Origin of the sequence: Nonomuraea sp. MTCD27, assembly GCF_041950495.1 — a bacterium.
GTDB lineage: Bacteria > Actinomycetota > Actinomycetes > Streptosporangiales > Streptosporangiaceae > Nonomuraea.
Map to the genome: position 1 here is coordinate 47,062 of NZ_JBGNUW010000032.1, position 13,075 is coordinate 60,136.

The following is a 13,075-nucleotide window of genomic DNA, read 5'->3' on the forward strand; positions in this document are numbered from 1 at the left end:
CGGTTCAACCCGCGCTCGTGGTCAATGTCCTCGTCTCGAAGCCTCGTGCGATCAGCCACAGGGCCAGGACCACGCTGTGTAGGGCCGGCGGTGCGTTGATGGCCAGGTAGAGCGGTGTGACGACATCGGTCAGGCCAAACAGCACCAGGAAGCTCGCCGACATGGCCAGCCCGGCCCCGAGAAGCCCCCACACGGACAGCCAGCGCGGGACGAGTCTCGACCGATAGAGAACCGAGAACAGGAGAAGGTCGCCGAGAGCCAGCGAGATGATCAAGGCGACATGGTTGACCAGGTCACGTCCCGTCCGCAGCATCTCACCGAGGACCCCGAGGTGAGCCGCGCCCGAAGCGCCGGCCTGGGCCTGGGCGAATTCCTGGCCCAGCACCAGAAACAGGGGCAGGAGAATCACGCCGACGAGATGGAACGTCGCCGCGATCAGCCTGAATCCGAGGAAACCCAGGCTGAGCGCCTCGTTCTCCTTCCGCAAGGTGGGATACAGGTACAGCGCGAACCCGACATAGGCGGGGATCATGATGGACTGGAAGAACGCACCGGCGATGACCTGACCCTCATGCGCGGAGATGAGGGCGAGATAGTGCGGCTCCTCGAGAGCGGGAACAATACTCAACGCACCGGCGATCATGCCCACGATGACCAGTGCGCCGGCGATGGCGGTCGCTCGCCTGCTGGTGTTCATGACACTTCCCCGTATGTGACGGCGCGGGACGGCCGCATTCTCCTTACACCTGTAAGGGCGCCCCCGACATTACCCCTTACACCTGTAAGTCTGCAAGAGTGCTGCCGTCCCCGCCGCCGCGGCGGGCGCGACTACTGGCGCAGCTCGCGTTTGAGGATCTTGCCGGTCGCCGTCATCGGCAGGCGCTCGCGGAACTCGATGATCCGCGGGTACTTGTAGGCCGCCATGTTCTCCCTGCACCAGGCGACGAGCTCGTCCTCGCTCGCCGTCGCGCCGGGCGCCGGGATGACGTAGGCCTTGACCTCCTCGCCGTGCGAGTCGTGGGGCACGCCGACCACCGCCGCCAGCGAGACCGCCGGGTGCGTCATCAGCACCTCCTCCAGCTCGCGCGGATAGACGTTGAAGCCGCCCCGGATGATCATGTCCTTCGTGCGTTCGATGACGGCGTAGTAGCCGTCCTCGTCACGCGTGGCGATGTCGCCGGTGCGGAACCAGCCGTCCCGCATGACCTCCTCGGTGGCCTCGGGCCGCCCGTAGTAGCCCTTCATGACGTTGTGCCCGCGGATGGCGATCTCGCCGGGGCCCCCGCCCTCGACGGTGTTCCAGTCGTCGTCCACCAGCCGCATCTCCACGCCCCAGATGGGGAAGCCGATGGTGCCGGGCTTGGTGGGCCGTCCGGGCTGGTTGAAGCTGGCCACCGGGGAGGTCTCCGACAGGCCGTACCCTTCCAGGATCGGGATGCCGAAGGTGCCCTCGAAGTCCTTGAGCACCTCGACCGGGCAGGACGCCCCGCCCGCCACCGCCAACCGCAGCGTCGAGGGCACCTCGGCGCCGTCGGCGTGGATCTTCGACAGCAGCGCCCAGAACATCGTCGGCACCCCGGCGAACATGGTCACCTTCTCCCTGCGCATGAGCTCCAGCGCCTCGCCGGGCTCGAACCGCGGCTGGAGTACGAGGGTGGCGCGGCGGCGCACGCTCACGTTCATGCCCGCGATCTGGCCGAAGGAGTGGAAGAGCGGTAGCACGGTGAGTGAGACGTCGCCGTCGGGGTCGGCGGGGAACATCTCGTCGCTGACGATGGTGTTGGTCAGGATGTTCATGTGGGTCAGCTCGGCGCCCTTGGGCTGCCCGGTGGTGCCGGAGGTGTAGAGGATGGCCGCGGTGTCGTCCGGCCCGGTCCGCACCGTCTCGAACTCCCCGGACACGCCGCTCAGCGCCGCCCAGAACGATTCGCCGTGCTCCGACTCGGTGGCCAGCGGCGTGGCGGGCAGGACGAAGAAGTGCTCGCAGCCCTCGACGGCGTCGAACGCCTGCCGCCCGCGCGCGCCCATGGGCAGCTCGGGGGAGCCCTCGAAGCAGAAGAGCGCCTTGGTGTCGCTGTCGGTCAGGTGGTAGGCGATCTCGCGCGGCTGCAGCAGCACGTTGAGCGGGACCACGGTCGCCCCGGCCTTGAGGATGCCGAAGTAGACGAAGGGGAAGTAGGGCAGGTTCGGGCAGAGCAGCGCGACCTTGTCGCCCCTGCCGATCCCCCTGGCCACCAGGAGGTTGGCCACCTGGTTCGCGACGGAGTCCACCATGGAGTACGGCAGGCGCAGGTCGCCGAAGACCAGGGCGGTGCGGTCTGGGACATTGCGGGCGCTGTCTTCCAGAATGATCGACAGATTGAGCATCGCGGGCCTTCCCTCGGGCTGCTAATACCTGCGTCCGTGGCAAGGATGCGGCGTCGATGCGGTCAGCGCTTGTACGAACGTGTCGAATCAGGGCAGCCAGTCGATGGCGGCGGCCAGCGTGGAGGGCGCGGTCCCGAAGTTGTGCCGGAAGACCCGGGTGAAATGCGACCCGTCGGTGAATCCGGCACCGTGGGCGGCCACCGTCAGCGACTCTCCCGCGGCGACCAGCCTGATCGCATGCTGAAGGCGCTGCCAGCGCACATAGGGCCGCAGCGGGATCCCCACGTGCGCGCTGAACAGATGCGCCAACCGGCTGGGGGACAGGTGCACCGCGGCCGCGAGCACGCCCAGACGCACCGGCCCCCCGGCCAGGAGAGTGGGGATCACGGCTATCGCCATCTCCACCGCCGGGTGAATCGGGATCTCCGCGGCACGACGCTGACCCGTCCAGTCCTCGACGATCTGCAGGGCGGCCGCGGCCTCGGCGGAGTGTTCGTGGCCGTTCGGGGGTCTCGCGAACGTGAGCGGTGCCGCGACCTGGTGGTGTCCCGGGCTCGTGCCGGCGCGCGTCGGACGGGGGAGGGGCGGGCTCCAGGTCGAGGCGCAGGCTCCCGCCCCCGAAGAGGCGAGAAGGGAGCGGCCTGGCGAGCTGCCGGGTTCGAGTTGAGCCAGGAGGGCCCCGCGAGCTCCCGTGAGGATGGCGTGGCCGGTGTCGGGCGGAATGACCGCGGTCCGGGTGGTCAGCCGCCGGCCCTGGGCGTCGGCCATGGTGAAGGGCTCCGCGGAGACGATCAGGTGGACCGCGTGGTGTGCGTGCAGCTGGTTCGTACCGATGGTTCCGCCGTACAGCAGGACGCCGGGGCGGAGCAGACACCAGCCGCGCCAGTGATGCGACATCACGCCTCCTTCTCCGGATGAGGTTGCCTCAACCTCTGATCGTCGTGGCGGAAGCCCTTTCCGGGAAGGTGCGGCCCCCGAGCGTTCCGACGGCGGCCCTAAAGGACGAAGTCGGCGGTGAAGCCCAGCAGCCCGGCCGACCGGCTGAGGTCGATCGGCACCGTGCGGCCGGGCAGCGGCGCGCGCAGCTCGGTCGTCGGATGGTAGCGGCGCATCAGGTCCTCGGTCGGATGGGGGACGAGCGTCGTAGGGGCGGCGACCAGCACCGTCCGCGCGCCGGGCCCGGGCACGCCGAGCGCCAGCAGGCACGCGCGGGCCGCGTCGCGCACCTCCAGGTACGCCCACAGCCCGCGCGCGTGCAGGCCGGGGTCGGCCGCGCACGCGGCGGCGAAGTCGCGCAGCCGCTCGTCCACGCCCCCCACGTACGGCAGGCGCAGCGCGACCACGCTCATCCCGTGCCTGCGCGCCATCGTCTCCGCCGTGAGCTCGTCGACCAGCTTCGACAGCGCGTACGGGTCCTCGGCCTGCGACGGCAGGGCGTGGTCGACCGGCGCGTAGGCGGGGTGCAGCTCTTTCGAGGCGAACGCCAGACCGCCGGCCGCCTGCGAGCTCGCCACGCACACCTGCCGAACCCCCGCCAGCCCCGCCTGTTCGAGCACGGTGAAGGTGGACTGGGTGTTGACCGCGAACACCTTCTCGGCCGGCTCCCGCTCCGGGGTCGGGATGGCGGCGAGGTGGATGACGGCGTCGGCCCCCTTCAGCGCGGCGCGTACGGCGGCCGGGTCGGTCGCGTCTCCCACGACCACCAGATCGGCGGGCAGGTCGGCGGGCAGGTCGCCGGGGTCGTCCAGGACGAGCGCACCGGCCGCGATCCCCCGGTCGGCCAGCAGGTCGAGGACCGCCCGCCCGATGCGGCCCGCCGCGCCCGTCACCAGCACCCGCCGCACGCCGCCGCTCACCGCTCGCCTCCCGTCCGTCCGCCGCGCGGACCGTCCTCAGGACGGTACGCCCGGACCGCGACCACGTGGGCCGACGGCGCGCCGTTGGTGGCCTCGACCACGATCCGCAGCGCGTCGGCCGGCACCGGCTCGTCGAGGACGTGCACGTTGCGCCGCCGCCGGTTCTCGCGGGTCTCGGCCACCGCGTGCCAGGCGCCGCCCCGCCGCACCTCGACCCGGTAGCCGCGGACGAGCGTGGGCAGCACCTCGAACGGGGTGCGGTGGTGGTGCAGGTTGATCAGGTCCTCGTTCACGTCGTCGTCGGCGATCACCTCGATGCGCGCGATCGTCACGGGCTCCGCCCACTCCAGATCCAGGCTGGCGGGCAGCGTGCCGGAGACCCACATGTGCGGCCCGGCATAGGGGCGCTGATAGCCGTCCAGAGCCCTGCCCGGCGCGAACGCCTCCGTGCCGCCCGTCTCCAGGCAGAACGTCCGGCGCAGCAGCCCCGTGTCCACCCACTCGCGGAGCGGCTGGGGGCTCTCGTCCTGCGGGCGCAGCGGGATCCGGGTGAAGCAGAGCACGCCGGGCGTCGGCTGGTCGGCGACGTGCAGGCGGACCAGCGGATTGGCCCTGACGACGATGAAGGCGTTGCGCGGCGTGCCGGGCCGCCAGTCCAGGCCCAGGTCGACCCACTGCTTCTCGCCCGCGGACAGGGGGATCGCGCCGGTCGTGACGAGCTCGCGCGGCACGTAGTTCTGCCCGAGCACAGGGTCGTGCAGCTCGACGGTCAGCGTGGTGTCACCGGCCGCGTCGACCAGCAGCCGCACGCCGCCGAGGGCCGGGTCGGCGGGCAGCACCAGCCCCGCGTCCGCGTCGAGCGGCCACGGGTCGGCCGGGGTGTCCACCACCAGGCGGGACAGCGTGCTCGACGCCGACGCGGTGGCGGTGCCCGCGAGGTCGGCCGGGTCGTCGAGCGGCAGCCCGACGATGGAGGCGTCCTCGCGCAGCAGGGTTCGCTGCAGGTCGGCGGCCGGCAGGTCGCGCGGGCGCGTGCCGCGCTCGGCGCAGAGCGCCGCGGCCGTGCCCGCTGCCTGGCCGATCGTGGCGCAGGTGGCCATCACCCTGGTCGAGCCGAACGCCACGTGGGAGGCGGAGATGTTGCGCCCGGCCATGAGCAGGTTGGGCACGTTGACCGAGTAGAGCGAGCGGTAGGGGATGTGGTAGACGCCGTCGGCGTAGCGCTGCTTGGCCCCGGCCTCGGTCGCGTACATGCCCTGCGGCGGGTGCAGGTCGATCGACCAGCCGCCGAACGCGACCCGATCGTCGAACGGCGTCTGGCCGAGGACGTCGTGCTGGGTGAGCACGTAGTCGCCGAGCAGGCGGCGGTACTCCCGCTTGCCCGGCAGCGCGCCCACCCATTCGAGCGTCATCGTGTCGGCGTCGAACTTGCCGGAGTTCTTGATGTAGTCCCAGATGCCGTAGACGACCGACCACAGCTCGTCCCTGATGCGGTCGTTGTCGTGCACGGTGTCCAGCTCGCCGCCGAACTCGATCCACCAGTACGCGCAGCCGTTGTCACCGGCCTTGATGATGCGCCGCTCGGGGATCGAGGTGGTGGTGATGTCCTTGGCGAAGCCGGGCGGGACGTAGCGGACCGGCTCTCCCGCGTCCTTCGTGTAGAACAGCAGCGTGCTGCCCAGCGTGATGTCGTCGGGCTCGTCGGGCGCCCACGGCTCGCCGTACTCCGCCCGGCCCTCGCGGCCGATGCGGTGACGGGCGCCCGCGAGGTGGCCGACCAGGCCGTCGCCGGTGCAGTCGAGGAAGAGCGACGACTCGAACGTGATGAGCCGCTCCGAGCCCATCATCCAGCCCGTGACGGAGGAGATCCCGCTCCCGTCGGCGTCCACGAGGCGGACGTCGGTGTTGAGGTAGAGCGAGACGTTCGGCTCGGCGCGGACCGCGTCCAGCACCGTGGTGTCCCAGAAGTAGGGGTTGCCGAGCGGGTTGCGATACTGGTTCTCGACCAGCAGCTCGCCCATGATGCCGCCCTCGCGGGCGTGGTGGTTCTTGCCGTGGCCGGTCGCGCCGCACACCCAGACGCGCACCTCGCTGCTGGAGTTGCCGCCCAGCACCGGCCGGTTGCCGACCAGCGCCACCGTACGCCCGAGCCGGGCGGCGGCGACGGCCGCGCACACCCCGGCCAGGCCGCCACCCACGACGGTGATGTCATGACTTACGGTTTCTTGTCTCATTCGCTCAATCCGTAGTAGACACGGGGCGCGCCGTCCAGGACCACCCGCACCTTGCCGTTGTAGACAGGCAGGGTGCGCTCGCGGCCGATGCAGTCCACCTCGCGGACCGTGGCGCCCCCGGCGGGCAGGAGCAGGGGGGTCTTGGTGGGCCAGTGGTCGGCCCAGGCCTCCTTGTGCGGATACCACTGGTCGGTGCCGTGGTCCGCGTGCTGGAGATAGCCGTCCTTGCGGCTCCACAGGATCGAGAACCCGTCGAACAGCAGGCCCTTGAGCTCCGGGTCGGGGAACGTCAGCCAGCGGACGAACCTCGCTCCCTCCAGGATCCGCGTGGCCGTGGCGTAGGCCAGCAGCGCGGCCTTGGCGCTGGTGTCGCGGTTCATCAGCCCGAAGTGGTATTCGGGGTTGGCGGGGTCGGCCTCCTGCGGATGGTGGATCGTGCTGTCGTGGGGCTGGTACCAGTTCACCCCGTCCACGCCCTCCGAGACCGCCAGCGCCAGGGTGAGCAGCACGTTCTCGGCCGCCTGCCGGTGGTTGTCGTTCCACCACCGGTTCGGCCTGGTGCAGGCGTACGCCTCGGTGAGCCACAGCTCCTTGCCGCCGCCCTGCTCGTCGATGGTCCTGCGGGCCTCCCGCAGCGCGCCGAGGAAGTTCCAGTACGTGCCGTTCTCGCCCTGCTCCCACTCTTCGGGCGGTGGCGCGTAGTCGGGGGTGAAGTTGCCGCGCCCCGGATGGATGGCGAACCCGTCGATCAGGTCCCAGCCGCCCGCCTCGATGAACTTCGCGGTCCACACCGTGTCCATGCCGCCGAGGCCGCAGTTCATCAGCTTGATGCCGGAGTCCTTGAGCCGGTCGTGGATCGGCTTGAGCCCGTCGCGGATGTACTCGGGCACCCGCTTGCCCTGCATCCACGGGTTGTTCAGCTCGTTGGCCACCTCGAAGTAGCGGGCGCCCGACGCCCTGGCGATCGCCGCCCGGTCGTCGGCCCAGGCGGCGATCTGCTCGGGCGTGCCGTTGAAGATGACGCCGCCGAGCTGCACGTTGTGCGGGACGCCGAGCGCGTCCAGCTCGGCGGGCGAGTGGCCCGGCGCGCCGTCGTAGGCGATGCGTACCGACTTCACGCCGATCCTGCGCATCAGCGCGCCGACCGACTCCTTGTCCGGCACCAGCATCCAGAAGTAGTTGGCGACGCCGAACCTCCCCTCGGCCTGGTAGTCGTACGGCTTGAGCGTGGCCAGGTTCGTCCGGGCGAACGCCTCGTCGGTGTCGTCGGCGACGGCCTTGACCTCGGCGAACAGAATGCCCTGCGGGGAGCCCCCGACCGTGAACGTCTCGTCCCAGACCGCGCCGGGCGCGAGCGTCCTGGTCAGCGCGCCGTGCGCGGCCTTCCTGCCGTCGAAGTCGCGGGCGCACCAGCTCAGCCGCACGCTGCGCTCGGTGGCCGAGCCGTTGACGACCTGGGCCCTGAGCCGCATGCTCGCGTTCGGCTCGTACAGGCCGAACGGCTGGTCGCACCAGGCGTCCACGCTCAGCGGGAGCCCGGTGGCGATCCCGTTGGCGGCCGACGGGCGCATCGCCCCGAGCACCAGCTCGGCCTCGGTCACGGTCCCGGTGGTGGCGGGGGCGTGGATCCAGGTGGCGTTGGTGAAGCCGGGCGTGGTCTTGTCCAGGCGGAAGAACGCGGCGGTGTCCGTCCAGGTCTCCTGGTAGAGGGCGCCGGCGTTGACCTCGTACGGGACGCCGCCGCGCGGGTCGCGGGTCCACCTGGTGACGGGCACGTACCGCTCGGGCGCCGACGGGCCGAGCACGGCCCTGGCGAACATGAAGCCGGAAGGCGTCAGGGTGGCGCTGCCGCTCACCTCCCAGCGCAGGTGCGCCCTGCGGGCGGAGACGGTGAACAGGCCACGCACCTTGACCTGCTGGGCCGACGCCGACATCACGTAGTCGACCTGGATGGCGGGCTTGCCGTCCACCGTCACCAGCGAGGGCGTGCCGCCGAACGTGCGCTGCTGCCCGAGCACGCTGTCCTTGATCATGAAGTGGCTGAGCCGGAGGCGGTCGGCGTCGTCGCGCACCAGGATCGAGCCGCCCTCCTCGGCGATCAGCGTGATGCCGTCGGCCTGGACGGAGATCGGCTCGGCGACGGCGGCGCCGCCGGTCGCGGTGCCGGCCGCCGCGGCGGGTGTGGCGCCGAAGGTGGCGCCGGCCGCGGCCGGGAGAGCCTGGAAGAGGATACGACGGGAAATTTCGGCCATGGGGGGTGCCTTTCGTTAAATGTCAGCCCTTGATGCCGGTGAAGCCGAGCCCGGCCACGATGTGCTTCTGGAAGACCAGGAACACCAGCACCGGAGGCGCCAGTGCCATCGCCATGGCGGCGATCAGCTCGTCCTGCGGCGCCTGCTCGGCCAGGCTGGCCAGGGCCACGCTGATCGGCTGCTTCTCGGGATCGGTGATGGCCACGAGCGGCCAGATGAAGTCCTTCCAGCTGTGCATGACGGCCAGCAGGCTGATCACGGCCAGGATCGGCCGGCTCATCGGCAGCACGATCCTGGTCAGCAGCTGCCACGTGTTCGCCCCGTCCACCCGCGCCGCCGCGAACAGCTCGGGCGGCAGCGCGTCGAAGAACCGCTTGGCCAGCAGCACGTTGAACGCATAGGCGCCGGAGGGCAGCCAGATCGACCAGTACGAGTCCACCAGCCCCAGGTCGATGACCGTCAGGAACAGGCTGGTCATCGAGACCGTGTAGGGCACGAACATCGTGGCCAGGATCGCGCCGTAGACGTACTTGCCGAACCAGGGTCGCAGCACCGACAGCGCGAAGCCCGCGGTGATCGCCACGACGAGCTGCACCGCCCACGAACCGCCCACCACCTGCACGGTGTTGAGGAGGTAGTGGCCGATGCCGAGGTCGTCCCAGGCGGTGGCGAAGTTCTCCGGGCGCGGGTCGGCGGGCCACAGGTCGAGCGGCTTGGAGATCAGGTCGGCGCTCGGCGACACGGCGCCCTTGACCGTCATGTAGAGCGGGCCGAGGCCGATCAGGACCAGGAAGGCCAGCGTGAGCGCCTGGATCGTGCGCAGCCCCGCCCTGACCGCCGGGCGGCGCTCCTCGACAGGTGAGATCAGGCTCATGACGCGCTCCAGCTCCTGGTGGCCCGCAGGTAGACGGCCGACAGCAGGCCGAGGACGATCGCCAGCAGGAACGACAGCGCCGCCGCCTGACCGTAGGCGCCGTCCTGGAAGGCGTACCTGAAGATCAGCAGCAGGACGGTGAGCGTGGCGTTCTCCGGGCCGCCGCCGGTGAAGACGTACGGTTCGGTGAAGACCTGCATGGTGTTGATGAGCTGCATGAGCAGCAGCAGGCCGATCACCGGGCGGAGCTGGGGAAGCGTGATGTGCCACACGCGCGTCCGGATGGAGGCCCCGTCCATCTGGGCGGCCTCGTACAGCTCGGACGGGACGCCGACGATCGCGGCCAGGTAGATCAGCACCGCGCCGCCCATGCCCGCCCAGGTGGACTGCAGGACCAGGCTGACCATCGCCGTGTCCGGCGAGTCCAGCCACGGGTAGGGCCCCAGCCCCACGAGGCCGAGCAGCCCGTTGAACAGGCCGTGCCCCGGGTCGTAGAACCACTTCCAGAGCAGGATCGCCACCACGGGCGGCACCACCACGGGCAGGTAGACGAGGAAGCGGTAGACGCCCGCGCCTCTGCGCACGGTGGACAGCACCACGGCCAGCACCAGCGGCGCGGGGAAGCCGATGAGCAGTGCCAGCCCGACGAACACCAGCGTGTTGGCGACGGCCGTGCCCAGCAGCGGGTCGGCGAACAGGGCGCGGAAGTTGTCCAGGCCGACCCAGGCGGCGGGGTCGACCAGGTTCGTCTCCTGGAAGCTGATGAGCAGGCCTCTGACGATCGGCCACCAGGAGAACACCCCGAACACCACCAGCGCCGGGACCAGGAACACCAGCGCGGTCAGCGTGTGCCGGCCCTTCCTGACCGCCGGTCTCGTGGGCTCCGCCCGGACCGCGGACGCGGCGGGTGGGGACACGGCGGGCGGGGACACGGTGGGCGGGGACACGGTGGGCGTCCCGGTGCGGCCGGCACTCACTGCCTGGCCGCCGCGAGCTTGGCGTTGACGTCCGTCTCCGCCTTGGCCAGCAGGTCTTCCACGGACGCGTTCTTGTCGGTGAGCACCGCCTGGACCACTGTGTCGAGCACCGCGTACACCTGCTGGGCCTGGACGGCGGGCTCGGGGCGCAGGGTGAGCGACGGGGTGCCCTCCAGCCACGGGCGGAAGTGCTCGAGCTTGACGTTCACGTACGGCTTGACGGCCTCGTCGATCCTGGCCTGCTGCGTGGCGTCGAACATCGGCAGCGTGGGCACCCCGACCGCGGACTCGGGGTCGGCGGCCAGCTGCTTGGCCCTGGAGGCGGCCACGGCCGGGTCGTGCTGCGGCTCGGCGTAGGCGAACAGCAGCCACTTCACCGCCGCGGCGGCCTTCTCCGCCGTCACGGACTTGGGCACCAGGTAGACGTCGCCGCCGGTCAGCGTGGCGTTCCCGCCGGCCTGCGGGAGCGGGCCGACGCCGAACGCGTCGGTGTTCTCCATCCCGTACGTCATCTTGGCCAGCCGGTAGGTGCCCGGCGTGCCCATGTACATGCCGATCTCACCTGCGGCGAACCGCTTGATCACGTCGTTCTGGTCGTTGAGCTGCGAGTCGCCCATGGAGTCGTCCGTCCAGCGCATCTCCTTGAGCAGGCCCAGCGCCTTCTTCACCGGGTCGGCGTTGAAGGCGGCCACGTGCCTGCCGCCCTCTTCGCGCTCGATCTCGCCGCCGTGCGCGTAGGCGAGCATGGTGAGCTGCCAGCCGCCCTGGTTGCTCTTCGACTCGTGGACGAAGCCCGCCTTGCCGGTCTTGTCGGCGATGGCCTTGGCCGCGGTGCGGACCTCGTCCCACGTCTTCGGCGGCTTGTCGGGGTCGAGCCCGGCCTTGGTGAACAGGTCGCGGTTGTAGACCAGGCCCTGGGCGAAGGGCGCCTGCGGGACGCCGTACACCTCGCCGGCCGCGTCGCTGAGCGGGCGCAGGACCTGGGGGTTGAACTCCTTGTAGTGGGCCCACCCCGACAGCTCATTGGTGAGCGGCCTGACCTGCTTGCGGGCGATGAGGCCCTGCGGCTCGGTCAGCGGGACCTTGATCACCTCTTCGACCTTGCCGCCCGCCAGCTTGGCGGAGAACGTGAGCGGGTCGAACACTGTGGTCGAGCCCTGCACCTTGATCCCGGGATTCTGCCTCTCGAACTCCGCCACCATCTTCTTGAACTGCTCCAGACCCGGTTTGTCCGTGGCGGGAGGCATGCCCTGGACCCGGATCACGACGGTTCCGGGCTCGCCGGAGGAGGGGGACCCGCATCCGGTCAGCGCCGTGGTGAGTACGGCGCAGCCGAGGAGGCCGGCGGTCAGCTTCATGATGACTCCTGTGGTGGAGGTGGCGCACGTCGAGATGGCGGCAGGGCGCGGCGGCCGTGCCGGAAAGGGGTTTCGCTGAAGGGAGGGAGGGCTCAGCCGGGGGCGGGGCCCGTGGAGGCTCGGGGGATCAGGCGCGAGCCGATCTCGACGGTCCGCGCCTCGCCCCTGCCCGTGATGGTGTTGATGAGCAGGTCGGCGGCCCGGGTGGCGACCTCGTCGGCCGAGATCCTGATCGTGGTGAGCGACGGGGTGGAGGTGGCGGCGAGCAGCGTGTCGTCTATTCCGATCACGCTCACCCGGTCGGGCACGCCGATGCCGAGCTTGGCGAACTGGTGCAGCACTCCGAGCGCCACCAGGTCGTTGTGCGCGAGCACCGCCGTCGCCTCGCCCGCCGCGACGAGCGTCGCCGCGTGCACGCCGGTCTCGAAGCGGGGGTCGTACGGGCCGAGCTCGGTCAGCGTCAGGTCGTGGGCCTCGAAGACCTCCCTGATGGACTTGCCGCGGCCGTGCTCGCCGTGCTCGGCGTTGACGAAGACGCACCGGGTGTGCCCGTACGCCTTGAGGTGCTCGGCGGCCTGCGCGATCCCCTGCGACAGGGAGATGCGCAGCTCGGGCAGCCCTTCGACGTGCCGGTTGACCAGGACGGTGGGCATCTCGGCGCCGAGCTCGCGCAGCCGTTCCGCCGGCAGGGTGGACGCCCACAGGATCAGGCCGTCCACCTGCTTGGACACCGCGGCGATGGTCTCCAGCTCGTCGTACTCGCGCTCGTCGGTGTCGGCGGCCAGCACGGTGTAGCCGAGCCGCCTGGCGCGGGCCTGCATCGCCTTGAAGATCGGCGGGAAGAACGGGTTCGCTATGTCGGGGATGATCAGACCGATCGACCCCGTCCTGCCGCCGCGCAGTGAGCGGGCGGCGGGGTTGGGCGAGTAGCCCAGATCGGCCGCCGCCTCGCGGACGCGCTGCAGGGTCTGCGGCTGCACCTGCTCCGGCGCGGTGAACGCGCGGGAGACCGTCGAGACGGACACCCCGGCCGCGCTCGCCACCTGCTTGATCGTTACCGCCACCGGTTCCGCCCTCCCGTGTCACTGGTTGGGAGGATCGTTGCAAACGTTCCCGGAATGCGTCAAGAGTGTTTCATCCAGGAAAATCCCTGACCT

At 70.7% G+C, this 13,075-nt stretch carries 10 protein-coding genes; all 10 read right to left on the reverse strand.

The genetic code is table 11. From position 1 onward, the window contains the following. Positions 1-4: 4 nt before the first annotated feature. The 10 genes from ACBJ59_RS55450 to ACBJ59_RS55495 all read right to left on the reverse strand — a co-directional run bounded on the left by ACBJ59_RS55450 (position 5) and on the right by ACBJ59_RS55495 (position 12,982). On the reverse strand, positions 5-697 hold the full coding sequence (locus tag ACBJ59_RS55450) for a DUF4386 domain-containing protein (protein ID WP_375118046.1): 693 nt from the start codon (positions 695-697) through the stop codon (positions 5-7). Positions 698-828: 131 nt separating this feature from the next. Beyond that, a complete protein-coding gene (locus ACBJ59_RS55455) occupies positions 829-2,367 on the reverse strand; it encodes a long-chain fatty acid--CoA ligase (RefSeq protein WP_375118047.1) in 1,539 nt (512 codons plus the stop codon). Positions 2,368-2,454: 87 nt separating this feature from the next. Beyond that, a complete protein-coding gene (locus ACBJ59_RS55460) occupies positions 2,455-3,264 on the reverse strand; it encodes a helix-turn-helix transcriptional regulator (RefSeq protein ID WP_375118048.1) in 810 nt (269 codons plus the stop codon). A 98-nt stretch (positions 3,265-3,362) separates the two neighbouring features. Next, entirely contained in the window at positions 3,363-4,223 is an 861-nt protein-coding gene (locus ACBJ59_RS55465) for an NAD-dependent epimerase/dehydratase family protein (RefSeq protein WP_375118049.1), read from the reverse strand. Beyond that, positions 4,220-6,457 (reverse strand): FAD-dependent oxidoreductase, encoded by a 2,238-nt coding sequence (locus ACBJ59_RS55470; RefSeq protein ID WP_375118050.1) that lies wholly within the window; start codon positions 6,455-6,457, stop codon positions 4,220-4,222. The genes ACBJ59_RS55465 and ACBJ59_RS55470 overlap by 4 nt, the downstream gene beginning before the upstream one ends. Beyond that, positions 6,454-8,709, reverse strand: coding sequence for a hypothetical protein (locus ACBJ59_RS55475; RefSeq protein WP_375118051.1), 2,256 nt, complete (start codon positions 8,707-8,709; stop codon positions 6,454-6,456). The genes ACBJ59_RS55470 and ACBJ59_RS55475 overlap by 4 nt, the downstream gene beginning before the upstream one ends. 22 nt (positions 8,710-8,731) lie before the next feature. After that, positions 8,732-9,583 carry a carbohydrate ABC transporter permease gene (locus ACBJ59_RS55480; protein ID WP_375118052.1) on the reverse strand — a complete coding sequence of 284 codons (852 nt, stop codon included), beginning with the start codon at positions 9,581-9,583 and terminating at the stop codon, positions 8,732-8,734. Beyond that, complete coding sequence (locus ACBJ59_RS55485; RefSeq protein WP_375118053.1) at positions 9,580-10,530, reverse strand: carbohydrate ABC transporter permease; 951 nt, start codon at positions 10,528-10,530, stop codon at positions 9,580-9,582. The genes ACBJ59_RS55480 and ACBJ59_RS55485 overlap by 4 nt, the downstream gene beginning before the upstream one ends. Positions 10,531-10,556: 26 nt before the next feature. Continuing rightward, positions 10,557-11,918, reverse strand: a complete 1,362-nt coding sequence (locus ACBJ59_RS55490; protein WP_375118054.1) for an ABC transporter substrate-binding protein — start codon at positions 11,916-11,918, stop codon at positions 10,557-10,559. A gap of 92 nt (positions 11,919-12,010) precedes the next feature. Next, positions 12,011-12,982 (reverse strand): LacI family DNA-binding transcriptional regulator, encoded by a 972-nt coding sequence (locus ACBJ59_RS55495; RefSeq protein WP_375118055.1) that lies wholly within the window; start codon positions 12,980-12,982, stop codon positions 12,011-12,013. Between the last annotated feature and the right edge of the window lie 93 nt (positions 12,983-13,075).

Excerpts from the sequence above, each read along its gene's own strand:
- ACBJ59_RS55450 (WP_375118046.1), bottom strand. The coding sequence starts at position 697 with ATGAACACCAGCAGGCGAGCGACCGCCATCGCCGGCGCACTGGTCATC.
- ACBJ59_RS55455 (WP_375118047.1), bottom strand. The coding sequence starts at position 2,367 with ATGCTCAATCTGTCGATCATTCTGGAAGACAGCGCCCGCAATGTCCCA.
- ACBJ59_RS55460 (WP_375118048.1), bottom strand. The coding sequence starts at position 3,264 with ATGTCGCATCACTGGCGCGGCTGGTGTCTGCTCCGCCCCGGCGTCCTG.
- ACBJ59_RS55470 (WP_375118050.1), bottom strand. The coding sequence starts at position 6,457 with ATGAGACAAGAAACCGTAAGTCATGACATCACCGTCGTGGGTGGCGGC.
- ACBJ59_RS55475 (WP_375118051.1), bottom strand. The coding sequence starts at position 8,709 with ATGGCCGAAATTTCCCGTCGTATCCTCTTCCAGGCTCTCCCGGCCGCG.
- ACBJ59_RS55480 (WP_375118052.1), bottom strand. The coding sequence starts at position 9,583 with ATGAGCCTGATCTCACCTGTCGAGGAGCGCCGCCCGGCGGTCAGGGCG.
- ACBJ59_RS55490 (WP_375118054.1), bottom strand. The coding sequence starts at position 11,918 with ATGAAGCTGACCGCCGGCCTCCTCGGCTGCGCCGTACTCACCACGGCG.